Raw genomic sequence first — 23,396 nt, 5'->3', positions numbered from 1 at the left:
CCTGCGGAAAAATGCGCCGTTTAGCCAATGCTTTGTTCCTTCTTTGCAAAGAAGGAACCGAAGAAATTCCAAAATTAGATAAAAACACGTTTTTACACAAATTTGACGGCGTACCCTTTGCGTTGCGTGCATATCTATGCTATAATAAGTAAAATGTGTCGTTCTACACATAAATAACATACAGAAAGAGTTGATAGTTCCCCAATGGACGATGGCAGTATATTTATGATCGTCGCACTGATAATCCTGATCGGTTTGTCTGCATTTTTCTCGGCGGCAGAAACAGCGTATAACTCGCTGAATGAGATCCGCCTGCGGAGCAAGGCGGAGGACGGTGACGCCAAAGCAGCGCACACGCTGGCGCTGGTTGAGCGCTACGACAGCCTGCTCAGCACCATTCTGATCGGCAATAACATTGTCAATATCGGTGCGTCCTCTCTTGCCACCGTGCTGTTTACCCGCCTTGTCGGCGGCGTTTACGGCCCTACCGTCTCGACGGTTGTCATGACCCTGCTGGTCTTGGCCTTTGGCGAAATCACCCCCAAGAGCATGGCCAAGGAAATGCCCGAAACAATGGCCATGGCCTTTGCCCCCGTGCTCAGTGCGCTGGTCACGATTTTTACACCGCTGAACGCCCTGTTCGGTGCGTGGAAAAAGTTCCTAGCCAAACGGTTTGATACCGGAGAAAAGGACACCATCACCGAGGGTGAGCTGGTGACCATGGTCAGTGAGGCCGAGAAGGACGGCGAATTGACGAACCGCGAGAGTGAGCTGATCCGCAGCGCCATCGAGTTTGACGACGTCGAGGCCCAGGATGTGCTGACCCCCCGCGTGGATGTTGTGGCCGTGGCCGACGACACCCCGATGGACGAGGTCACCGAGCGCTTTGCCGAGAGCGGCTATTCCCGTCTGCCGGTTTACCACGATACGATTGACAATATCATCGGTGTCGTACATGAGAAGGACTGTTTTGCGGCCCTGCAGAAGCATGACAAAAATGTCAAGCTGGAGGACCTGATCGGCCCGACACTCTACACGACGAGCGTGACCCAGATTTCCGCGCTGCTGCGCACCCTGCGCGAGAGCAAGCACCACATGGCTGTTGTCGTCGACGAGTACGGCGGCACGGCGGGCATCATCACGCTGGAGGATATTCTCGAGGAGCTGGTCGGTGAGATTTGGGACGAACACGACGACGTGGTCGAGGACGTCCGCCAGCAGTCCGACGGCAGCTGGCTGATTTCCGGCAGCGCCAGTGTTGACGACACCGCCGACGAGCTGGGCATCAAGGAGGACGACGACATTGACGCCGTCGCCATCGGCGGTCTGGTCCAGGAGAAGCTGAGCCGTCTGCCCAAGGTAGGCGACAAATTCATCTGGGGCGACTTTGACGGCACCGTCACCCGCGCCACCAACCGCCGCGTCCAGGAAGTCCGCCTGACCCCCCGCAAAGTCCAGGACGAGAACGAGAAGTAAATAGAATGAAATCTCCTGCTGGATTCCAGCAGGAGCCTTTTTGTAGAAGCAGAGCCCCGCTCCTACGGCGCCAGCTGACCGATAAAATGTTACTGTAAATGTTTGTGAAAATTCCCTTTGCAAATTTTTTGTAAAATCCGACAGAATTTTTTGTTGGCCGCGGCCAACACAATGTCTAAAGTGCGGAAAATGTAGAAATTGCTGAAATTCTTGCCTTGCAGGGCTGATTTTATCCCGCCGCTGTGCTACAATACTAGTAAATGGGGCATTGCGGCACGCCGCGCCGCCCCGCCGCAAATGAATACAAGATGGAAGTAAGGAGTACCTGTAATGGCTGAACAGAATCTTGGCCCGCGTGATTTCTTTGCCAAGGAGGATGCGATCGCTGATCTCGGTCTGATCGCCTGCCCCGGTGCAGAGGAACTTTGCAAACTCGTTGATAGTCACCTTGTCCGCTGGGCGCGTGAAGTCGGCAACACCGATGTTGACACCTTCATCATCCCGTCCGACTGCCCGCGTTTCCAGTCCGGCGACGCCAAGGGCCTGGTCAAGGCCTCGACCCGCGGCGACGACCTGTATATCTTCGTCGATCCGGGCAATTACAGCGTTACCTACCAGCTGTTCGGCTATGAGAACCACCTCTCCCCGGACGACCACTTCCAGAACCTGATGCGCCTGATCCAGGCTGTTGCAGGCCGCGCCCACCGCATCAGCGTTATCATGCCCAGCCTGTACGGCGGCCGCCAGCATCGCCGCGTCAGCCGCGAAAGCCTGGACTGCGCTTTTGCGCTGCAGCAGCTGCGCGACGTCGGCGTCAAGAACATCATCACCTTTGACGCCCATGACCCCCGCGTCATGAACGCCGTGCCCACCATGAGCTTCGACAACGTCATGCCCACCTACCAGGTGCTCAAGTGCCTGCTGCATCACGTGCCGGACGTCTCCTTCCACAAGGACAACTTCATGATCGTCTCCCCGGACGAGGGCGCGATGAACCGCAATATGTATTATTCCAGCGTGCTGGGCTGCAACCTGGGCATGTTCTACAAGCGCCGCGATTATAGCCGCATCGTCAATGGCCGCAACCCCATTGTTGCCCATGAGTACCTGGGCGAGAGCGTGCAGGGTAAGGACGTGTTCATCGCCGATGACATCATCGCCTCCGGTGAGTCCATGCTGGATATCGCTTATGAGCTGAAGATGCGCGGTGCCCGCAACATCTTCACCTGCTGCACCTTCCCGCTGTTCACCGCCGGTCTTGAGAAGTTCGACAAGGCCTACAACGACGGCATCATCAAGGCTGTGCTGGGCACGAACCTGACCTACCGCAAGCCGGAGCTGCTGGAGCGCGAGTGGTACTATGACGTGGACGTCTCCAAGTACACCGCTTACTTCATCGCCGCCATCAACCATGACAAGAGCGTTTCTTCCATCATCGACCCGATGACGAAGATCCGCGCCCTGCTGGACAAGCACGGCATCCCCATGGGCGGCGAGCAGTAAGCGCAAAATAAATCCCACCTCGGCTCGCTTCGGCGGGCCGAATTTTGTTGCAGGAATACGGCATTTCGTATATAATGTGGTTAGGGCAACACCGCATAATTCCCGCCTTACGGCTTAAGCACCGCTCCGGCGGCTGCGGCACGGCATCTGCGTTGCCAAAATGCTCGATAATACACAAAGTATTATCTGCGCTTTTGGCTTAGCAGCTGCCGCACCTCGCTCGCCGTATCGGCACTTAGAATTATGCGGTATTGCCTTAGATTATAAGCAGGGGAGAGATTATTATGCTGCCGATCGAACAGCTGCAAGAACTTATCAAGGGCAAAAAAGTTGCCTTTATCGGTGCGGGCGTCAGCCACAAGCGCTGCATTGCGCAGTTTGTGGAACTGGGCGCGCAGGTCACGCTCTGCGACCAGAAAAAGAGCCTGGACGACTTCGGCGACTACGCCGACACGCTGCGCCGCCTGAATGTGAATTTGAGCCTGGGCGAGCATTACACCGACGGTTTTGCCGGACAGGATATCATCATGCGCACGCCGGGCTACGAGTACTACAAGCCCGAGCTGCAGGCCGCCAAGGCTGCCGGTGCACTGGTCACCAGCGAGGTGGAGCTTTTCTTTGCGTTTTGCCCCTGCGAGATCGTGGCTGTGACCGGCTCTGACGGCAAGACCACCACCACGACGCTGATCTCCAAGATGTTTGAAGCCGCAGGCCGCAAAGTGTTCCTGGGCGGCAACATCGGTGCGGCACTGCTGCCCCAGCTGGCCGACGTCACCCCCGACGCGGTGGCGGTCGTCGAGCTGTCCAGCTTCCAGCTCATCAGTATGCGCCGCAGCCCGAAGGTGGCGGTCGTGACCAACGTTACCCCCAACCACCTGGACCACCACAAGGATATGCAGGAGTATATCGACGCCAAGCGGAACATTCTGCTGTGGCAGACCCCGCCCTGCCGCGCCGTGCTGGGCTATGAGAACGACGTTTCCCGCAGTATGCAGAGCGACTGCAAGGGCGAGCAGGTCTGGTTCACCCGCCTGCACGAGACGGACAACGGTGCGTTCCTGCGGGAAAGCGACGACACGCTCTGCTATGCCGAGAACGGCGTGGTAACGCCGATTCTGCCCCGCAAGGATATTAAACTGCGCGGCCTGCACAATGTGGAAAACCTGCTGGCCGCCTGTGCCGCCGTCTGGGGCCGTGTGCCCATCGAGGCCATGCGTCAGGTCGGCTCGACCTTCACCGGCGTCGAACACCGCATTGAGCCGGTGCGCACGCTGGACGGCGTGACCTACTACAATGACTCCATCGCGTCCAGCCCGACGCGCACGATCGCGGGTCTGCGCAGCTTTGACCAGAAAATTATTCTGATCGCGGGCGGCTATGACAAGAAGATCCCCTATGAGCCGCTGGCCCCGGAGATTCTGGCCCACGTCAAGACGCTGGTGCTGATGGGCGCGACCGGCCCCCGCATCGAGAAGGCTGTCCGCGAGTGCCCGGGCTTTGCCGAGAGCAGCCTGACGATCCTGCACGCCGACAATATGCAACACGCTGTTGAGCTGGCGCGTTCCGCGGCGAAGTCCGGCGACGTGGTCAGCCTGTCGCCCGCCTCCGCGTCCTTTGATTTGTACCCTAACTTTGAGGTGCGCGGGAAGGATTACAAGAATATCGTGAATGCACTGAAATGATTCAATCCGCCTCTACCTCCGCCCTCCGCGCAGAATACCTCCGCCGTCTTGCCGATAAGCCCTACTTTGCGGCCAACCTCGGCACGCATCTGAATTTATTTGGCCGGCACCCGGCCAGCGGGTGGGCGTTCTACCTGCTGCCCGGCTCGGCTGTGCTGGAACTGCGGGGCGGCTCGGCTGTGCTCTGCGGCGAATTGCCCGGCGGAGACGCGGGTGGTGACGCCCGGGAGGAACTGCGGGGTTTCTTGCAATTCCTCCACGCCGATACGCTGCGCAGCGAGCATCCGTTGGCCCTTGACGGCTGGCGACCCGCCGCGCCGCTGGCCCTGTGGGAACTGCCCCGGGGGCGCACGCTGCCCCTGCCGCCAGCGCCCCCGGCAGAACTGATGCTGGACAAAGCGCCGTCGATGCTGCCCATCAGCCGCCTGGTGTTTCCTGACAGTGATGCCGAGGCCGACGAGTTCTACTCCACCGTCTGCACGGCGCTGGCCCATGGTGTGGGTAACTGCCGTGCCCTGCTGCACGGCCGCAAGCCTGTCTGCACCGTGGGCTGCTATGAGGCATCCCCTGCCGAATGCTACATGGCCGCGGGTGTTACCGACCCCGCCTGGCGGGGCAGGGGACTGGCCCGATGGCTCATCGTGAGCCTTGCCAACGAGCTGGCCGCCGACCGCACTGTGCGGTTCGCCTGTTTCCCAGAACTGTGCGATTTTTATGCCCAGTTAGGATTTTTACAAATCGGCAAAATTCAACATTATAGTACAGATTGGAATACTCAATGATCGAACAATTTTATGACCTGCGCCCCGAAGTGCTGGCGCTGGACCGCAAAGCCCTTGACCTCTGCCGTGCGCAGTTTGCCCATGTGGAGGAGATTCGCGACTACAACCAGCTGAAAATGCTGCGCGCCTTCACTGACTGCGGCGTCGAGGCGCGGCATTTCTGGGGGTCCAGCGGCTACGGCGTGTGGGACGACAGCCGCAACAAGCTGGAAGAGGTCTTTGCCCGCTGCATGGGGGCCGAGGCCGCCCTCGTGCGCCCGCAGTTTATGAGCGGCACCCACACGCTGACCGTGGCGCTGTTTGGCCTGCTGCGCACCGGCGACACCCTGCTGGCCGCCACAGGCCGCCCCTATGACACGCTGGAAGGCGTCATCGGCATCGGTAATGCGGGCAAGGGCTGCGGTACGCTGCGGGAGTTCGGTGTAAACTACGACGAGTGCCCGCTGCTGCCGGACTTTACGCCCGACTATGACCTGATTGCCGAGAAGGCCAAGACCGCGACAGTGGTGCACATTCAGCGCAGCCGCGGCTACACCCAGCGCAACGCCTTTGACCTGGCGACGATTCAAAAAGTGGCCGACACCGCCCGCAGGGCCAACCCCAACGCTGTGATCTTTGTGGACAACTGCTACGGCGAGTTCACCCAGACTGCCGAGCCGGTATCCTTCGGCGCGGACATCATGGCAGGCAGCTTCATCAAGAACCCCGGCGGCGGCATCACCCCCACCGGCGGCTACATTGCGGGCCGCCGCGACCTGGTGGAAAAGTGCAGCCACCGCTTCACGGCTCCCGGCATCGGCGGCGACCTGGGCTGCACCCAGGACAGCCTGCGGGATACCTTCCTGGGCTTCTACTACGCGCCCGGTGTTGTCTGCGAGGCGCTGAAAACCGCGATTTATGCCCAGTGCCTGCTGGAACTGGCGGGTGTCAACCCGGTACCGCGCTATACGGCTGACCACAACGATATTGTGACCTGCTTTGACTCGGGCAGTGCCGCCGCGTTGACTGGCTTCTGCGCGGGCATCCAGCACAACAGCCCGGTGGACAGCTTCGCCAGCCCCGAACCCGCCGACGAGCCGGGCTACACGGACAAGGTCGTCATGGCCAGCGGCAGCTTTACCGAGGGCAGTACGATCGAAATCAGCTGCGACGGCCCGCTGCGCGCCCCCTACACCTGCTACCTGCAGGGCGGCGTCAACTTTACCGCCGGCCGTGCCGCCGTCCTGAACGCCGTGCAGAACGCGTTTTTTGCGGAATAAGAAAAAAGGCTTCCCACTTGGGGGAAGCTGTCCGCGAAGCGGACTGATGAGGGGCAGCCTGCCCGTGATTCCCCCTCATCCGGCCCTGCGGGCCACCTTCTCCCGAGGGAGAAGGCTTTAGCTACAAAAATTCCCGCATATCCAAATCGGATATGCGGGAATTTTTTGCCAAACCTTTAATGCTTCACAAAATCGCGAACCAGCGCCTGCAGCAGGTCGTCGCGGTCAATGCGGCGGATGATGGCGCGGGCGTTCTTGTAGGTCGTGATGTAGGTCGGATCCTCCGACAGGATGTAGCCGACGAGCTGATTGATGGGGTTGTAGCCCTTCTCCTCCAGCGCGCGGTACACTTGCAGCACCGCCTGCTTGATCTCCATATCACGGTCATCACGGATGGAAAATACGGCGGTTGGTTCAGAGATCGGCATTTCAATTCTCCCCTTTACAAGATATCATTAGCCTTATTATACTCAACACGCGCCAAATTTGCAAGACGAAAACCATAAAATTTTATACAGAAATGCAAATTTCGTCCTTGCTGTTGTATAATGCAAAAAACCGCTTGAAACCTTGCGGCTTCAAGCGGTTTTTGGTGCGCCCGCAGGAACTCGAATCCTGGACCCTCTGATTAAAAGTCAGATGCTCTACCAACTGAGCTACGGGCACATCTATTGCACTGTGGGTCTCACAGCCCTACTATTATAGCAAGTCCGGTCCCGCTTGTCAATACACTTTTGAAAACATTTTACGCGGATTTTCTCCGCCTTTCGCCCCGCGCCCCTTGCCAAACGCAGGACGGCGCGGTATAATAGGTTTTTAGAGTAGAAAAAACCGTAAAGGGGATTTGGAAATATGGAAACTTTGGGCAGCCTGCGCCGTACCAATTACTGCGGGGAAGTCAGCCTTGCCATGGCGGGTCAGGAAATGACCGTCTGCGGCTCCATCGCCCGCGCCCGCGATAAGGGCGGCATCATCTTTGCCGACCTGCGCGATACCACCGGCATTTTGCAGCTGGTGTTCGATGAGGATACCCCCAAGGACGTTTTCGCCAAGGCCGAGAGCCTGAAAAGCGAGTACGTCATCATCTGCCGCGGCAAGCTGCGCGAGCGCGCCGCCAAGACCGACAAGATTTCAACCGGTGACGTGGAGCTCTACGTTACCGAGCTGCGCATCCTGAGCGAGGCCCAGACCACGCCGTTTGAGCTGCGCGACGAGATCAACGTCAACGACGACCTGCGCCTGCGCTACCGTTACCTTGACCTGCGCCGCCCATCCATGCACGAGCCGATCGTGCTGCGCAGCAAGATCATGCAGATCATCCGCAACTATTTCTGCGAGAACCACTTCACCGAGATCGAAACGCCTACCCTCATCAAGTCCACGCCCGAGGGTGCGCGTGACTATCTGGTGCCCAGCCGTGTGCAGCCGGGCCACTTCTACGCCCTGCCCCAGAGCCCGCAGCTCTATAAGCAGATTCTGATGCTGTCCGGCTTTGACCGCTATTTCCAGCTGGCTCACTGCTACCGCGACGAGGATCTGCGCGCCGACCGCCAGCCTGAGTTCACCCAGGTGGACGAGGAGATGAGCTTTGTCTCCGAGGACGATATCATGACCCTGAACGAGGGCCTGATCAAGCGCCTGTGGAAGGAAATGCTCAATGTCGATGTGCAGACGCCGTTCTACCGTATGCCCTGGGATGAGGCTATGGGCCGCTTCGGCTCCGATAAGCCCGACACCCGCTTTGGTCTGGAAATCCAGGACGTGACTGAGGTGTTCAAGGGCACCGAGTTCAAGCCCTTCGCCGCCGTGCTGGAAGCAGGCGGCACCATCCGCGCCATCAACGCCAAAGGTCTGGCCGATAAGCTGTCCCGCAAGAACATCGATAAGCTGGGCGAGGTCGCCAAGACCTACGGCGCCAAGGGCCTGGCGTACAGCCGCCTGACTGCCGACGGTACTTCCTCCAGCTTTGAAAAATTCCTGACCGACGCCGAGAAAGCTGCGCTGTATGCCGCACTGAACGCCGAGACCGGCGACGTGCTGCTGCTGGTCAGCGATACCGATTGGGTCAAGGCATGCACCGCGCTGGGCCAGGTCCGCCTGGACATTGCCCGCAAGCACGGCCTGATCGACCCCGACAAATTCAACTTCCTGTGGGTCGTTGACTTCCCGCTGTTCGAGTACTCCGAGCAGGAGGGCCGCTGGATGGCCATGCACCATCCGTTCACCCTGCCCAAGGCCGAAGACCTGGACAAGGTCGAGAGCGACCCCGGTGCCTGCCACGCTGTGGCCTACGATATCGTGCTGAACGGTGTCGAGATGGGCGGCGGCTCCATGCGTATCAACGACCCCGCTTTGCAGGATCGTATGTTCCATGCCCTGGGCTTCACCGAGGAGAAGGCCCGCGAGAGCTTTGGCTTCCTGATGGACGCCTACAAGTTCGGCGCACCCCCGCACGGCGGTATGGCCTACGGCCTGGACCGTATGGTCATGTTGATGCTGAAGAAGGATTCCATCCGCGACGTCATCGCCTTCCCGAAGGTGCAGAATGCCGGCGAACCGATGAGCGGTGCACCGGACGTGGTGGACGAGCAGCAGCTCAAGGATTTGAGCATCGCGCTGACGCTGAAGGACTAAGTCAGAAGTAATTGCGCTGTAGGGGCCGGGCATGCCCGGCCCGCGGCCTGCCCGCAGGATTCCCTTTTGCGGGTAGGTGCAGGGCGAGGCATGCCTCGCCCCTACAGGACAGAAAAAATATACGCCCGACCGTATTTTATGCGGTCGGGCGTTTTTTGTGTTATCTCAATATTTCGGCTTCGGTTCCTCGTCCTGCTTTACCGGGTACTCCGCAGCTGACGGCGGGGTCTGGATGGGCTTGGGCGCTTTGGGGGCTTTCGGATGGCGCTTGCGCCAGAATCGCAGAGCCGCAATGACTGCAATGACGATCAACACCGCCGGCCACAGGTAGACCAGCGCAATGACCAGCCCCTGCACAAACCCAACGAAGGCGTCCCAGCCGCCACCGAACGCATCGGCAATGCGCTCGGTGAAGGTCACGCCGGTCGGGGTCAGGGTTGCGACCTCTTCCAGATAGATGTCTACGGTCGAGTAGCTGACCTGCTGGTCCATATTGCGCAGCTGGCGGGTGTAGTTCTCCAACTGGTACTGCACATCGGAAAGCTGGCTCTCGATTTCCAGCAGGTCGGCGGTCGTCTCGGCCTGGTCTGCCAGCTCATTCAGGCGGGTGCGCTGGGCTTCCAGTGCCGCCAGCCGGGATTCCACATCAATGTAGCTGCTGGTGATGTTCTGGGCATTCTCGCTGATATTGCGCACGCTGCCTGCCTCGCCCACGGCAGCCAAAAACGCGCGGTAATTGTCCACCGGCACCCGCACGGTGTAGTCGGCGCTGCGGTCGTGATCCTTTTCAGTGCCGTAAACGCTGGTGGACTCCATCCATGCATTGCTGGCCTCGACCGCAGCCAGCAGGGTTTCGCGGGCGGCGTCAAAGTCGGTGGATTCCATCGACAGGCTGGCGTTGTAGATGATTTTCTGCGCGGTCTCATCGGCAGCGGCTTCGGCGGCGTTGGCGGGCATCAGGCTGCTGTCTACCGCGCCTGCGGCGCTGTCATAATTGCAGCTTTCCTGCGCGGCGGCCTCGGTGGCGTAGTAGCCGCCGTCGTTGCTGCTGATGCTGCCGCAGCCCGCCAGCAGTGCAGCAGCGGCCAGCGCAGCGGTGATACGGGTGATGCGCTTTTTCATGGTGGAACTCCTTTCTACGTAAAGGCTTCCCCTGATGGGGGGCAAGTTTGTCTTGCCGCCTTTTTACGGCTCGGTGTCGGGAACGCCGCCCCTCATACGGCCTTCGGCCACCTTCCCCCTTGGGGAGAAGGCATTTCCCTTTTCACCAATATAACACGGAAAATGCCAGCTGTGTGTTACAAACCAAATACAAAAAAGTGGGATGTGCCGCAATTTTGGCACATCCCACAAATTTTTGGTTGCTTATTCGGCTTTCTGCCCAAGCAGCTTGACGTCGTCGTTGTCGGCAAAGGCAACGGCGTTGTACCCGGCGGCTTCCAGCGTGCCGAACTGCTTGCCCAGCTTTTTGGCCTGGGGCAGCACGGTCACATCATAGTCGGCGCGCAGCTGCTCAGCCTTGGCCAGCACGGCGGCAAAGTCGGCGTCCTTCAAATACAGCAGCGCCATCTTCGGCTTTGCGCCGGGGATCTGATAGCCCTGCTCCAGCAAAATGCCGCAGACGCGCTCAAACCCGATGGAGAAGCCCACAGCCGGGACCTGCTGGCCGATGAACTTGCCGACCATGTTGTCATAGCGGCCGCCGCCGGCCACGGCACCGCTGAACTGCGGGCAGGTGACCTCAAACACCATACCGGTGTAGTAGCCCTGGCCGCGCACCAGGCTGGGGGCGTAGGCAATGCCGTAGCGGCCGTTTGCGACTTTCTCGCTGGCGGCAATGACATAGCGCAGGTCGGCGGTCAGTGCCTCGTCGTCCACCTTGGCGGCGACGGTGTCCAGGCTGAAATCCCCTGCACGCAGGAAGTCGTCCAGCGCCTGCACGGCCTCGGGGGCAAAGCCCTTCTCGGTCAGCTCGGCCTTGACGCCGTCCGCGCCAATTTTGTCCATCTTGTCAAAACTGATGCAGACGGAATCCAGCTGGTCCTCGGCAAAGCCCATCTTTTCCAGCATGGCGCGCAGGATGCGGCGATCGTTGATGTTGACGGTGAACCCGGTAAAGCCGATCTTCAGCAGGGCGCGGGCCGTCACGTCGATCAGCTCGACCTCGGCGTTGGGGGAAGAATCGCCCAGAATGTCAATGTCGCACTGGACGAATTCGCGCAGGCGGCCCTTCTGCGGGCGCTCGGCGCGGTAGACGCGGTCAGTCTGGATGACCTTGAAGGGGTTGGGCAGCTCGTTGCGGTTGGCCGCGTAGTAGCGGGACAGCGGAAGCGTCAGGTCATAGCGCAGGCCCATGTCGGACAGCTGCTTCTCGTTGCCGCTTGCCAGCGCGTGCTCCAGCTTGTCGCCGCGCTTGAGAACCTTGAAAATCAGGTTCAGATTATCGCCGCCGTCGCTCTTGTCCAGGTTCTCCATATCCTCCAAAATCGGGGTGGAGATGCGCTGGAAGCCTGCGGCGCGGTAGGTGGCCAGGATCTGGCCCTGGATATAATCACGCAGCGCCTGTTCCCGCGGGAGCAGATCGCGCATACCTTTTAAAGGTTGTGTCTTCATGGTGGTTCTCCTTATTGCAAATTGACTTCCCCCCTTGGGGGGAAAGCTGTCACCGAAGGTGACTGATGAGGGACGTGTTTGCCATAGTAACCTACAAATGGGCAATAGAGGCAAGCCTGCCCCCATCCGGCCTTCGGCCACCTTCCCCCACAGGGGAAGGCTTTTTATATATAATCATATCGCCCAAACCGCATTTTGTCAATCCAAACCGGGCATACTATCCCGAAAAGGGGAGGGGATGCGTGTGCCAAAACAAAATCGCGGGCCGTATATTTTAGCGGCGGGGGCGGCGGCACAGCTGCTCACCGGCATCCCTGCGGCGTGGGGCGTGTTCCAGCAGCCGGTCATGCAGGGGTACGGCTTTTCCCGCGGGCAGGCTATGCTGGGGTTTGCGGTACTGGTCGCGGCCTATGGTGTGGGCTGCGCGGTGGGCGGTTTGCTGCAGGATGCCCGCGGTCCGCGTTTCGCCGGGTTGTGGGGCACGGCCCTATTGGCGGGCGGGTTCTTCGCGGCGGCGTTCGTGCCGCCCGCCAACGCCGCATTGTTTCTTGTCGTGTACAGTCTGCCCGCCGGGCTGGGCAGTGCGTTTCTGGCCCCGGCGGTGCTGGCCTGCGCCCAAAAATGGTATCAGGACAAAAAAGGCTGGGCCACCGGCGTGGCGGGGGTAGCCATGGGGCTGTCCGGTGCGTTTTTTACGGTGTTTGTCAAGGGCGTCGGCGGGGCGTGGGGCATCCGCGTTTGCTTTGCGGCGCTGGGGGTGGTCATGCTCGTCGTCTGCGGTGTGGGGGCGCTGATTTTGCAAGACCCGCCGCCTAAACCCCAGCGTGGAAAGCCCCAGCCGGGGCCGGATTTTGACTACAAGCAGATGCTCCGCACGCCGCAGTACAAGCTGTGTGTGGCGGCGGTAGCGCTGTCCGCCCCGGCGGTGCTGCTGTTCAGCCCGGAAATTTTTAAAATTGCCACCGAGCGCGGCCTGCCCGAGAGTGCCGCGCCGTACAGTATCGTGCTGGGGTCGGCGGCCAGTGCGGCGGGACGGATGCTGCTGCCCGCCCTCAGTGACAAGCTGGGCCGCAAGCCGGTTTTGTACGCCGTGTACCTGGGTCTTGCGGCGGGCAGCGTATGGTTTGCCTTTGCGGGGCAGTGGTGGGTGTTGGCGGCCTATGCGGTGCTTACGTTTTTCTACTCCGGCGGCGCGGCCGTGCAGCCGTCCTTCAACACGGATCTGTTTGGTTTGCCCCACGCCGGGGTAAACTATGGATTCATCGCCTTGGGTATGAGCGGCGGCAGTATTTTGAGCTATATCGGGGCGCAGGCCCTGCCCCTGGCCGCCCGTCATTGGCTGGCCGGGGGATGTGCTGCGGCGGGGCTGGTTTGTGTCAGTCTTGTAAAACCTGTGGAGAATGGTTGAATTTTTATGCGCGGCAGGGTACAATATGGATTTGCCGGGAACTTGTAGGGGCCGGGCATGCCCGGCCCGCGGCCTTCCCGCAGACGGTCGATTTCCGTTGCGTTGCGGGCCGCATATGTGCGGCCCCTACATAGCAGCTCCGGCAATAAATTACGTGCTTTAAGAGGTTTTCACTATGACCCAAACCCAACAGCTTCGCCGCCTGGCTGCACAGTCGGCCACGGCATTTTTGGTGGCGGCGCTCTGTGCGTTCCCACTGTATATCGATAAATTCTCCAACCTCGGCGTTGTCAAATTCACCGGCATCTGCACGGTCTGCTGGGCGTTTGCGCTTTGGCTCGGTGCGCTGGCCGTCGTCGGGGCCAAGCCGATGCCGGGTCGTCTGCCCTGGAAAACCGACCCCGGCCTCTGGGCACTGGGAGCGGTCACGGCATCGGGCGTGCTGTCCACGGTGCTGTCGCTGTCGCCTGCGGCGTCCTTCTGGGGGTTGGGCGGCTACTACGGCGGCTGTATGATGGTGCTGTTCACGGCGGCGGGCTATCTGGCCGTCCGCGCCTTTGCGCCGCAGAAAATTTTAAACGGCCTAACCTTCTGCGTCGGCGTTGCCACCGCCATCGTCACGGTGCTGTACGTCCTCAACATATTTAATATCGACCTCATCGGTACCTATGCGGACACGGCGGTCGTGGAGCGCGCGCAGTTTTTCTCGACATTGGGGCAGAAAAACTTCTGCTCCGGGTTCATGGCGTTCGCGCTGCCGCTGGTGTTCTATGCGTTCTTAGTTGCGCGGGGCGTGCGGCACACACTGTTTTACGGCGTGCCTGCGTTCTTTGGCGGGTTAGCGCTGGCTGTGGTGGATGCCGAGGGCCTGACTTTGGGCATCGGCGCGGCGGTGCTGGTGCTCATCTGCCAGAAAAACTTCACCACCCGCACGCTGCGGCGGCTGGCGGTCATCGGGGCGTTTTTCTTCTTCCACGCCGGGTGGATGCAGTATATGCGCACCCATGTCTACACCCAGGGCGGTAAGCCAATGCTGGCGGCGCTGGGTCATGTGGCGCAGCTCGGGTTTGCGGTCTGTCTGGCAGTCTGGGCCGTGCTGCGGTTTGCCCTGCGCGGGCGGGAACTGCCGCTGTACAGGCTGGGCCGGGCACTGGCGGCGGTCATTGTGCTCGGTGCGACAGTGCTGACGCTGCTTGCCAATTTTATGCCGGGCTTCCCCAGCCTGGGCCGCCTGGATGACCTGCTGGTTTTTAACGATGACTGGGGCACCTACCGCGGCACGGCCTGGCGCATCACCGCCGAAAGCTGGCTGGCGCAGCCTGTGTGGCGCAAGCTGTTCGGCGTCGGCCCCGGCATGATGCACACGGCTGTGGCCCAGTGGGCGGGCGCGGACATCACCGAGCGGATGCGCACCTTTTACGCCGCCCACAACGAGTACCTGGAACTGCTGCTGACCACCGGCGTGGCGGGGCTGGCCGCGTGGCTGTGGTTTGTGATCGCCCATCTGCGCAAGGCCGCCCATAACTGGCTGCGCCCCGGCGTGGCCCCGGTCACACTGGCGCTGGTCAGCTACCTGGCCCATGCGGTCATCTCGATACGCGTGTCGATGATTTTCCCCGAGATCATGCTGCTGTTTGCGCTTTTGCAGGTGTTTTGTCTGCCGCCGGAGCAGGAGGAAAACTCCGCCACGGCGGAGAAACCTGTACGTTACGGCAAAGGCAAAAAGACGAAATCTGCCGAGCCGGTGCAGCAGCCAGGCCTGCTGCGGCAATGGCTGCCGCCGATTGTGGCAGGCATTGCGATGATGGCGGCCTGCGGTGCGGTATCGCGGGTGATCTTTGGGTTTTTGTTTTAAGGAAAAGCCTCCCTTGTCAAAGGGAGGTGCCGAGCATAGCGAGGCGGAGGGATTCCGACGCGCCTTGCCTTGTACGCTGTTACATCCGCACGCGGGCAGGAATCCCTCCGGCCGCCTGCGGCGTCCACCTCCCTTTGACAAGGGAGGCTTTTTTATTTGCTCCACCATGCCTATCCGCCGCCTGCTGTGCCGCCCGGCCATAGAAAATGCCAAAAAACCAAAGGTTAGCTTAAACTAACATCTTGAAAAACAGGATTCGACCCTTTATAATAAAGATAGCTGTGAAAAGCCTAACAATATGCAAAGGAGAGAAAATTATGATCGAATACTCCGCACAGGTCAACGCAATGTGCCCGATCACAAAAGGACCCAAGCACGGTCCCGCGCCCATCCCCGAAGAGGGCCAGTGGGTCAAGGCGTATAAAATTGAGGATATCAGCGGCTACACCCATGGTGTGGGCTGGTGTGCTCCCCAGCAGGGCACCTGCAAGCTGAGCCTGAACATCAAGAACGGCATCATCGAGGAAGCCCTCGTTGAGACCATCGGCTGCTCCGGCATGACCCACTCCGCCGCTATGGCCGGTGAGATCCTGCCCGGCAAGACCATCCTGGAGGCTCTGAACACCGACCTCGTCTGCGACGCTATCAACGTTGCTATGCGTGAGCTGTTCCTGCAGATCGTCTACGGCCGCAGCCAGACCGCTTTCTCTGAGAACGGCCTGCCTGTCGGCGCTGGCCTGGACGACCTGGGCAAGGGCCTGCGTTCCATGACCGGTACCATTTTCTCCACCAAGGCCAAGGGTGTCCGTTATCTGGAGCTGACCGAGGGCTACATCCTCAAGACCGCTCTGGACAAGGACAACCAGGTCATCGGCTATCAGTTCGTCCGTCTGGGCAAGATGATGGAGGACATCCGTCACGGCAAGGACCCGAAGGAAGCCTACGAGAAGAACATCGGCACCTACGGCCGCTTCTCTGCCGAGCAGGGCGCTGTCAAGTACATCGACCCGCGTGAAGAATAAGAGAGGGAGGAACATAGATTATGGCAACTTTTGAATCCCAGAATCGCCGTATGCCCAAGATCGAGGCTTGCCTCAAGGCCAACGGCCTGGAGAGCCTTGACGCCTGCAACGAAATGCTGCTGGCCAAGGGCATCGACTGCGATAAGATCATCCGCGGCATCCAGCCCATCTGCTTCGACAACGCCGTCTGGGCTTACACCCTGGGCACCGCTATCGCCGTCAAGCGCGGCCTGAAGAGCGCTGCTGACTGCGCCGCCGCCATCGGCGAGGGCCTCGAGGCTTTCACCATCCCCGGCTCTGTCGCTGAGCAGCGCAAGGTCGGTCTGGGCCACGGCAACCTGGGTGCCATGCTGCTGCATGAGGACACCCACTGCTTCGCCTTCCTGGCTGGCCACGAGTCCTTCGCCGCCGCTGAGGGCGCTATCGGCATTGCCCGTACCGCCAACAAGGTCCGCAAAGAGCCCCTGCGCGTCATCCTGAACGGCCTGGGCAAGGACGCTGCCCAGATCATCAGCCGTATCAACGGCTTCACCTACGTCAAGACTGACTACGACTTCGCCACCGGCGAACTGAAGGTCGTCGAGACCATCCCTTACTCTGACGGCGAGCGCGCTGCTGTCAAGTGCTACGGCGCCAACGACGTTCTGGAAGGCGTTGCCATCATGAAGGCTGAGGGCGTTGAGGTTTCCATCACCGGTAACTCCACCAACCCCACCCGCTTCCAGCATCTGGTCGCCGGCACCTACAAGAAGTGGGCCATCGAGAACGGCAAGAAGTACTTCTCCGTCGCTTCCGGCGGCGGCACGGGCCGTACCCTGCACCCGGATAACGTCGCTGCAGGCCCCGCTTCCTACGGTCTGACCGACTCCATGGGCCGTATGCACGGTGATGCCCAGTTCGCTGGTTCTTCCTCCGTCCCGGCTCACGTCGAGATGATGGGTCTGATCGGCGCCGGCAACAACCCGATGGTCGGCATGACCGTCGCCTGCGCTGTTGCTGCTTCTCAGGCCAACGCTTGATTTGAACTGAACCATTAGGCTTTTCGCCGCCCTTTCCGCAAGGAAAGGGCGGCTTTTTTGTGGGTTTTACTTGCTTTACAGCATATCATGTTCTATAATAAAATCGAGTATGTGTAAATTTACCTTGGGAGAAACTACCAATGCCCAAAATTGACATCGACAACTACATAGAACAGAGCGGTATGCGCAAGGCGCGGTTCGGCGGCTATGAGCCGGAGGATGTGCGCCAGGCCATGCTGGACCTCTGCGCCGACTATGAGCAGCACCTGGCGGCAGCTGCCGCCGAGGCCCGCGCCGCCCGGCAGGAGAACGACGCCCTGCGCCGCCACGCCCAAAACCTGATGATGCAGAACCAGACGCTTTCTGGCCAGAACGCAACGCTGGCCGGGCAGGTAGACAAGCTGCAAAGTTACCGCGCCAACCTGGAAACCCAGTTTTCCACTGTCAAAGAGCGCAACCACTCGCTGACAAATCAGGTGGATATGCTGCGGCTGAAAAACAGCGACCTTGTGCGGGAAAATAAGGAACTGACCGAGCAGTGCGAGGAAGCAAACTCCGCCCTGCGGGTCAAGGGCCGCGCCCATGACCAGGCCCGCCAGCAGGTGTTGGCCGACCGCGACAAGGTCATCTCCGATGCCGAGACCGAGGCTGCCCGCATCCGTCAGCAGGCCAAGGATGACGCTGACAAGATCATCAAGGATACGAACCTGAAAGCCGAGGCCATCGACCAGCTGGCCCGGGAACAGGCCATTGCCCAGGCGCGCCAGATGGTGCAGTCTGCCACCGATGAAACGCGGGAGATACAGAACGCCCACCGCCTGCGGCTGCAAGACCTGAAGAGCCGCATCACCGAGATGGAGAAAGCCCGCGGTGAGATGATGGACTACCTGGCCAAAGTCATTGGGGATCTGCAGAAGGCCCAGGACTACGCCAGCCGCACCGCGCCGCTGATCGTCCACAAAGAGGATTTGGAGGAGGCCGACGCCGAGCCGCAGCTCGATTTGTCGGCCCTCAAGGTGGATGCGGCGGCCTCGGCCCTGCGGGACAGCGAGCCGGAACCCGATGCCCCGGCCCAGCCCGCCGCTGGCGAGACGACGAACCGCGTGGTGGCCCCCGGCATGGACGACGATGAGCCGCGCACGAACACCGTTGTGACGCCGTCGCCCGACTATTTTGACACCGAGCCGAAAGCCCAGCCCGGCGACCCCAACGAGGAAGTTGAGATACCCGGCGCAATTTTCTCCTATCCGATTTTGCGCCAGCAGGGCGAGCCGATTCTGGACGAGGGTGCGCCCCCCGCACCAGTGCCCCACAAGCCGGTCATGCCCAGCTTTACGCTGGCAGACGACGATGAGGACGGGGGGGACGCCGTGCCCGCCTCGGCCCCGGCCCCCATGCCCGCCCCCGCCAGCCCCCAGACCAAACGCCGCCGCAAGGCTATCATGGCGCTGCGTGCCTTACATAAAAAACTTGGCGTGTAGGCGCTGTCGATCAGAAAAGAGGGATGCCCGTGAGACTGCATAAACTCTGGTGCTGCCTGCTGGCTGTGCTGGCCCTGGCGGCCCTGTGCGCCTTTGGCGCGGCGGCGGATACCACCGTTGGCGTGACCGGCGCGGGCACCTTTAAAATGGAACAGGCCTACGTCAACGTGCCGGAGCTGGATGTGTATTTCTACGCACTGAACGGCGACGGCGACCCCTATTCCTCCATCCAGGTGCAGGCCGCCGGGCCGGAACTGACGCTGGGCGACCGCAAGCTCGAGGTACGGTCAGTAGGCATTGCCAATGACCCAATTTGCTATATCGTCGCGCTGGATAACAGCAGCGGCATCAGCGCAGCAGACTTTTACACAATGCTGGGCGGCGTGCGCAAGCTCATCGCGGTGATGGGCGAGAATGACCAGCTGATGCTGTACACGACGGCGGGGGCGACCGAATGCGTGCTGCCCGCCACATCGGACAAAGACCTGATGTACAAGGCACTGGCACATATCCAGCAGGCTGAGGGCAGTATGGATACAGCGCAGCTTGTCTCGGCCGTATACAGTGAGATACAGAGCGACTACCAGGCGCTGGCCCCCCGTAAAGCGGCCATGATCGTGACCGATGCCGGGCAGGTGCTGTCCAATATGGCGCTGTTCGGCACGCTGGCCAGCGATGTCGGCGACCAGATCGGCATGGCGGCCTACGTCTACCTGATGACCGAAGAACCGAAGTTTTTTGAAACATTGGCACAGGCGGCAGACGGTAAGCTGGTGCTGTGTGAAGCATCGACGCTGGGGGATGAACTGAAGAAAAAGCAGGCCTATTTTGCCACAGCACTGGAAATCCGCACCGAGGTCCCCGAGAGTATGTACGGCGAGCGATTGGAAACGCTGACGCTGGCCATGCCCCAGTTGGGCAGTGCCATCAAGAACAGCCAGACCGTTTACATGGGCTACAAACTCACAAAACCCCAGGTCACGAACGTGGAGACGCTGCGGCGCGACAAGCTGCGCCTGACCTTCAACCAGCCCATCCACGAGAATGCCGACAAGATACAACTCTACGAGATACGCTCCAAGGATATCTGGAACTGGCGCGTACAGGTCAAATCGGTAGAAATTGCCGAGGACGGCCGCACCGCAACACTGGAGATCGAGCCGCTGTACAAGGGCGAATACACCGTGGCGCTGAACCGGGTCTCCAGCAAAATGAGCGCAGCCAACGTCAGCAGCAACCGGCAGACGGCGACGTTTAAAGTGGTCGTCTGGCCGCGGGATAAGGAATTTTATTTTGCGCGGTTCCGGGTGCCGCTATTGCTGGCCACCGTGCTGCTGCTGACGCTGTTCGGCAGTTGGTACGGCGTGCGCCGCCGTGACCGCGCTGCCGAAAAAGAGGCCGAGGCCGAACACCTGCTGGCCGGGGCGGGGGAGCCGGACGCCCTGCCGCGCCGCTGGGTCACGCTGTTCTGGAGCCAGCGGCCCTCCATCGCCGAGAGCCGCTGGGCCGGCATGGTGGAGAGCAGCCTTATCATCGGCAGCGATGCAGCTCAGTGCGATTTGTGCATCCCGGATCGCAAGCTCTCGCCGCAGCATTGCGCACTGGCGGCCCAGGGGGACTCGCTGCTGGTGCAGACGCTGACCGACCGGGCCAAGGTGTATGTGAACGGCGAACGCATTGAGGGCGAACACCGCCTGCAAAATAACGATACCCTGCGCATCGGCAAGACGACGATACGGTTAGTTTTGTAGGGAGGCTTGCTCCCTCCGCGGGGCGTCGAGCGCGCCCCCCTGCATCGAAAAACCACACAAAGGAGCCTTCTTATGAAGCTATCCAAATGCGAAAGCGGCCATTTTTACGACAGCGACAAATACCCCGAATGCCCCTATTGCAACACCGAATTACTGAAAGACCATTCCATCGTCCATGAGGGCGAGGCCGAGCAGCCCGCCGCCGTGGACAAGGCGGCCCCGGCGGGGCCGGTGGCCGGCTGGCTGGTGGTGCTGGACGGCGTGGCCAAGGGCCGTGACCTGCGGCTGGGCATCGGCCGCAGCTTTCTGGGGTTGGACACCGACGGCACGCCGGTTACCTTAAGCGCCGACGCGCCCTTGAGCGCCCGCCAGGCCGCCGTGGTCTACGACGCCGAGAAGAACGCCTTCACGCTGCTGCCCGGTTCCTCCCAGGAACTCTGCTACCTGGGCGAGGATGCCCTGCTGGAACCCCAGCCGCTGACCGGCGGAGAAGTGCTGCGCCTGGGCGGTGCCGCGCTGCAATTTGTGCCGTTTTGCGGTGCAGACTTCCATTGGTAAGGGGGCTGCGCCATGACAAGTGAGATCGTCATTTTAATTACGGAACTGCGCAACAAACAGCGTATCACACTGCCTGCGGGCAGCTACCGCTTTGGCCGCAGCGCCCAGTGCGAGTACGTGCTGCGCCGCAACAGTGTGGGCGATAACCAGTTCACCGTCTCCTTCGAGAACGGCCGGTGGGTCGTCACCGACGACGGCAGCGACTACCGCACCTGGTTCAACAATCGCTATTTGGACTCCGGCGAGACGAGCGTCCTGCAGAGCGGCGATGTCATCGGTTTGAACACCGACGGCGACGCCGACACGCAGGAAATCACCTTCCGCGTGGAAGAAATCACCAACGTGCAGGGCGACGGCGCGGCCCCGATAAAAGAACAGACCTCCGACGCCGTCCTGCGGGAGGTGGACGTCCGCCGCAAGAAGCGGGTGCTCATCGGCCGCGGTGATGACTGCGACATCAAGCTCGTCAGCGACCGCGTCTCCCGCCACCACTGCGAGATTTTGTACAAAGACGGCCACTACGAACTGCACGACCTCGGCTCGACCAACGGCACCTATGTGGACGGCATGCGTGTGACCCGCACGGTGCTGCGCAACGGCGCGGTCATCAACGTTCCTGCGCAGGTTTTCGCCTTTACCGGCGGGATGCTGCACTACCACGCGCACCAGAGCGGCATTAGTATCCAACTTGTAAATGTGTACAAAACGGTAAAAAATGCCAACACAGGCCGCCCGCTGAACATCGTGGACGGAACGAGCTTTCAGGTGGAGCCGAACAGCTTTGTGGTGCTGGTGGGCGGGTCCGGCACGGGCAAATCCAGCCTGCTGACCTGCATCACCGGCACAGCCCCCTGCACGGCGGGCAGCGTGCGGTTTGATGGGCTGGACACCCGCTCCAACCGCAACGCCTTTGAGGCCGCGCTGGGCTATGTGCCGCAAAAGGACATCATGCATGACAACCTGACCGTGGAGCAAAGCCTGACCTACACGGCCAAGCTGCGCATTGCCCACGACGCGACCCGCGCCGAAATCGCCGCCGCTGTGGCCCACGCCATCGAGGCGGTCGATTTGCAGGGCCGCGAGAAAACGTTTATCTCCCGCCTGTCCGGCGGCCAGAAAAAGCGTGTCTCGATTGCGATGGAGCTGCTGGCCAACCCGCGGCTGCTGATTCTGGACGAGCCGACGAGCGGCCTTTCCCCTGATTTGGACCGCAGCATGATGGAGCTGTGCCGCCGTTTGAGCCACCAGAACTGCACAGTGCTGATGGTCACACACAATATGTCTAACATCAACCTATGTGACAAAATCGCATTTCTGGGCGTGGGCGGCGTGCTGTGCTACTACGGTGCACCCGAGAAGCTGAACGACTATTTTGATGTGGAAATGACCAGCGATATCTTTGAAAAGCTGCGCGATCCGGAGCAAATTGAACTGTACCGCGAAAAATATTACACGACCCCCGAGTTCAACCGCCTGCTGGCGGCCTGCCCGGAGGCAGCGCAGGAGGCGGATAAACGATGCAGCCAGTAAAATTTTTGAAGTTCCTGCGCCAGCTTGGGGTGCTGATCCAGCGCAATCTGCAGCTGATTTGGAACGACAAGCTGCTGCTGGCAAGCCTGGCGCTGCAATCGCCGTTTATGGTGCTGGTCGTCAAGCTGACGGCGGACCCCAACTGCTTTACCTCGAACCTTGTCAACATCGGCAGCCGCACGGCGCTGTTCATTCTGGCCGCCATGGCGACGTTTATGGGCACGCTGAACTCCTACCGCGAAATTTGTAAGGAGCGGGAGATCATCCTGCGCGAAGCCTCGGTCGGCGTCAGCCTGCAGGCCGTTGTTTTGAGCAAGGCGGCGGTGCTGCTACTGGTGGAAATTGCCCAGGCGGCCATTCTGGCGCTGGGGTTTGTGTCCATCGTCCATGTGCCGCAGAACCACCTGCTGCTGGAAACCGACATGGAGATTTTTGTCACGCTGCTGCTGACGATGTTCTCGTCCAGCTGCGTTGGCCTGCTGATTTCGGCGCTGTTCACCAACGGTGAAAGCGCGATCCTGGCTGTGCTGGTGCTGATGATTGGGCAGGTCGTGTTCAGCAATGTTATGTTCACTGTGACCGGTGCGGCGGCGACGATTTCCAACATCATCGTCTGCCGCTGGGGCATGGGTGCGTTGGGCGCATCCACCGACCTGAACAGCCGCATGGCCTGGCTGCAAGCCGGGCTGGACGGCCCGATGTACGACGCGACTGTTGAAAACCTGACCCACTCCTGGCAGATGCTGGGGTTGATTTCGGTAGTCTGCCTTGTAGCGGCCTGGCTGGTATTGCAGATCGCGTTCGACAGGAAGAAGGCATAAGA

The 23,396-nt window shown here is 60.5% G+C and carries 18 protein-coding genes and 1 tRNA gene; 15 read left to right on the top strand and 4 right to left on the bottom strand.

What is annotated here, in order from left to right:
- The first annotated feature begins 204 nt into the window (after window positions 1-204).
- The 5 genes from GPK89_RS04340 (at window position 205) to GPK89_RS04320 (ending at window position 6,702) form a co-directional block, all read left to right on the top strand.
- Window positions 205-1,476, top strand: coding sequence for an HlyC/CorC family transporter (locus tag GPK89_RS04340; protein ID WP_215691736.1), 1,272 nt, complete (start codon window positions 205-207; stop codon window positions 1,474-1,476).
- A 330-nt stretch (window positions 1,477-1,806) separates the two neighbouring features.
- Window positions 1,807-2,979 carry a ribose-phosphate pyrophosphokinase gene (locus GPK89_RS04335; protein WP_215691735.1) on the top strand — a complete coding sequence of 391 codons (1,173 nt, stop codon included), beginning with the start codon at window positions 1,807-1,809 and terminating at the stop codon, window positions 2,977-2,979.
- 284 nt (window positions 2,980-3,263) lie between these two features.
- Window positions 3,264-4,661: a UDP-N-acetylmuramoyl-L-alanine--D-glutamate ligase gene (gene murD, locus GPK89_RS04330; protein WP_215691734.1), complete on the top strand. Its 1,398-nt coding sequence runs from the start codon at window positions 3,264-3,266 to the stop codon at window positions 4,659-4,661.
- Window positions 4,658-5,443 (top strand): GNAT family N-acetyltransferase, encoded by a 786-nt coding sequence (locus GPK89_RS04325; protein WP_215691733.1) that lies wholly within the window; start codon window positions 4,658-4,660, stop codon window positions 5,441-5,443. Before murD ends, GPK89_RS04325 begins: the two co-directional genes overlap by 4 nt.
- Complete coding sequence (locus GPK89_RS04320; RefSeq protein WP_215691732.1) at window positions 5,440-6,702, top strand: methionine gamma-lyase family protein; 1,263 nt, start codon at window positions 5,440-5,442, stop codon at window positions 6,700-6,702. The genes GPK89_RS04325 and GPK89_RS04320 overlap by 4 nt, the downstream gene beginning before the upstream one ends.
- 176 nt (window positions 6,703-6,878) lie before the next feature.
- Here GPK89_RS04320 and GPK89_RS04315 read toward each other — a convergent pair whose 3' ends face one another.
- Both GPK89_RS04315 and GPK89_RS04310 read right to left on the bottom strand, forming a co-directional pair.
- Entirely contained in the window at window positions 6,879-7,130 is a 252-nt protein-coding gene (locus GPK89_RS04315; protein ID WP_143402656.1) for an IreB family regulatory phosphoprotein, read from the bottom strand.
- 162 nt (window positions 7,131-7,292) lie between these two features.
- A tRNA-Lys gene (locus tag GPK89_RS04310) sits at window positions 7,293-7,368 on the bottom strand.
- 186 nt (window positions 7,369-7,554) lie between these two features.
- Here GPK89_RS04310 and aspS point away from each other — a divergent pair.
- Window positions 7,555-9,336, top strand: a complete 1,782-nt coding sequence (gene aspS / locus GPK89_RS04305; protein WP_215691731.1) for an aspartate--tRNA ligase — start codon at window positions 7,555-7,557, stop codon at window positions 9,334-9,336.
- Window positions 9,337-9,501: 165 nt separating this feature from the next.
- Here aspS and GPK89_RS04300 read toward each other — a convergent pair whose 3' ends face one another.
- Together GPK89_RS04300 and hisS are read right to left on the bottom strand one after the other, a co-directional pair.
- Window positions 9,502-10,458, bottom strand: coding sequence for a DUF4349 domain-containing protein (locus GPK89_RS04300; RefSeq protein ID WP_215691730.1), 957 nt, complete (start codon window positions 10,456-10,458; stop codon window positions 9,502-9,504).
- 243 nt (window positions 10,459-10,701) lie between these two features.
- On the bottom strand, window positions 10,702-11,949 hold the full coding sequence (gene hisS, locus GPK89_RS04295) for a histidine--tRNA ligase (protein WP_215691729.1): 1,248 nt from the start codon (window positions 11,947-11,949) through the stop codon (window positions 10,702-10,704).
- A 244-nt stretch (window positions 11,950-12,193) separates the two neighbouring features.
- On the opposite strand from hisS, the gene GPK89_RS04290 reads away from it, so the two are divergent.
- The 9 genes from GPK89_RS04290 to GPK89_RS04250 all read left to right on the top strand — a co-directional run bounded on the left by GPK89_RS04290 (window position 12,194) and on the right by GPK89_RS04250 (window position 23,394).
- On the top strand, window positions 12,194-13,357 hold the full coding sequence (locus GPK89_RS04290) for an MFS transporter (protein ID WP_430750595.1): 1,164 nt from the start codon (window positions 12,194-12,196) through the stop codon (window positions 13,355-13,357).
- Window positions 13,358-13,532: 175 nt separating this feature from the next.
- On the top strand, window positions 13,533-15,212 hold the full coding sequence (locus tag GPK89_RS04285; RefSeq protein ID WP_215691727.1) for an O-antigen ligase family protein: 1,680 nt from the start codon (window positions 13,533-13,535) through the stop codon (window positions 15,210-15,212).
- A gap of 320 nt (window positions 15,213-15,532) precedes the next feature.
- The gene (locus GPK89_RS04280; protein WP_078783638.1) at window positions 15,533-16,234 is read left to right on the top strand and encodes an iron-sulfur cluster assembly scaffold protein; all 702 of its coding nucleotides are present in this window, start codon (window positions 15,533-15,535) and stop codon (window positions 16,232-16,234) included.
- A 20-nt stretch (window positions 16,235-16,254) separates the two neighbouring features.
- Window positions 16,255-17,253, top strand: coding sequence for a GGGtGRT protein (locus GPK89_RS04275; RefSeq protein WP_078783606.1), 999 nt, complete (start codon window positions 16,255-16,257; stop codon window positions 17,251-17,253).
- Between the two features lie 140 nt (window positions 17,254-17,393).
- A complete protein-coding gene (locus GPK89_RS04270; protein ID WP_215691726.1) occupies window positions 17,394-18,734 on the top strand; it encodes a DivIVA domain-containing protein in 1,341 nt (446 codons plus the stop codon).
- Between the two features lie 29 nt (window positions 18,735-18,763).
- Window positions 18,764-20,485 (top strand): FHA domain-containing protein, encoded by a 1,722-nt coding sequence (locus tag GPK89_RS04265; RefSeq protein WP_215691725.1) that lies wholly within the window; start codon window positions 18,764-18,766, stop codon window positions 20,483-20,485.
- A gap of 72 nt (window positions 20,486-20,557) precedes the next feature.
- Entirely contained in the window at window positions 20,558-21,043 is a 486-nt protein-coding gene (locus GPK89_RS04260) for a hypothetical protein (protein ID WP_215691724.1), read from the top strand.
- Window positions 21,044-21,055: 12 nt separating this feature from the next.
- Window positions 21,056-22,573, top strand: coding sequence for an FHA domain-containing protein (locus tag GPK89_RS04255; RefSeq protein WP_215691723.1), 1,518 nt, complete (start codon window positions 21,056-21,058; stop codon window positions 22,571-22,573).
- Window positions 22,561-23,394 (top strand): ABC transporter permease, encoded by an 834-nt coding sequence (locus GPK89_RS04250; RefSeq protein ID WP_215691722.1) that lies wholly within the window; start codon window positions 22,561-22,563, stop codon window positions 23,392-23,394. Before GPK89_RS04255 ends, GPK89_RS04250 begins: the two co-directional genes overlap by 13 nt.
- The last annotated feature ends 2 nt before the right edge of the window (window positions 23,395-23,396 follow it).

The organism is Gemmiger formicilis, from assembly GCF_018784445.1.
Classification (GTDB): Bacteria; Bacillota; Clostridia; order Oscillospirales; family Ruminococcaceae; genus Gemmiger.
This window is presented reverse-complemented; position numbering and strand designations above follow the sequence as displayed.

Bases quoted from the DNA above. Each gene is read 5' to 3' on its own strand.
- GPK89_RS04285 (WP_215691727.1), top strand. From the start codon at position 13,533: ATGACCCAAACCCAACAGCTTCGCCGCCTGGCTGCACAGTCGGCCACG.
- GPK89_RS04250 (WP_215691722.1), top strand. From the start codon at position 22,561: ATGCAGCCAGTAAAATTTTTGAAGTTCCTGCGCCAGCTTGGGGTGCTG.
- GPK89_RS04335 (WP_215691735.1), top strand. From the start codon at position 1,807: ATGGCTGAACAGAATCTTGGCCCGCGTGATTTCTTTGCCAAGGAGGAT.
- GPK89_RS04255 (WP_215691723.1), top strand. From the start codon at position 21,056: ATGACAAGTGAGATCGTCATTTTAATTACGGAACTGCGCAACAAACAG.
- GPK89_RS04260 (WP_215691724.1), top strand. From the start codon at position 20,558: ATGAAGCTATCCAAATGCGAAAGCGGCCATTTTTACGACAGCGACAAA.
- GPK89_RS04300 (WP_215691730.1), bottom strand. From the start codon at position 10,458: ATGAAAAAGCGCATCACCCGTATCACCGCTGCGCTGGCCGCTGCTGCA.
- murD (WP_215691734.1), top strand. From the start codon at position 3,264: ATGCTGCCGATCGAACAGCTGCAAGAACTTATCAAGGGCAAAAAAGTT.
- hisS (WP_215691729.1), bottom strand. From the start codon at position 11,949: ATGAAGACACAACCTTTAAAAGGTATGCGCGATCTGCTCCCGCGGGAA.
- GPK89_RS04340 (WP_215691736.1), top strand. From the start codon at position 205: ATGGACGATGGCAGTATATTTATGATCGTCGCACTGATAATCCTGATC.
- GPK89_RS04325 (WP_215691733.1), top strand. From the start codon at position 4,658: ATGATTCAATCCGCCTCTACCTCCGCCCTCCGCGCAGAATACCTCCGC.
- aspS (WP_215691731.1), top strand. From the start codon at position 7,555: ATGGAAACTTTGGGCAGCCTGCGCCGTACCAATTACTGCGGGGAAGTC.
- GPK89_RS04270 (WP_215691726.1), top strand. From the start codon at position 17,394: ATGCCCAAAATTGACATCGACAACTACATAGAACAGAGCGGTATGCGC.
- GPK89_RS04320 (WP_215691732.1), top strand. From the start codon at position 5,440: ATGATCGAACAATTTTATGACCTGCGCCCCGAAGTGCTGGCGCTGGAC.
- GPK89_RS04315 (WP_143402656.1), bottom strand. From the start codon at position 7,130: ATGCCGATCTCTGAACCAACCGCCGTATTTTCCATCCGTGATGACCGT.
- GPK89_RS04275 (WP_078783606.1), top strand. From the start codon at position 16,255: ATGGCAACTTTTGAATCCCAGAATCGCCGTATGCCCAAGATCGAGGCT.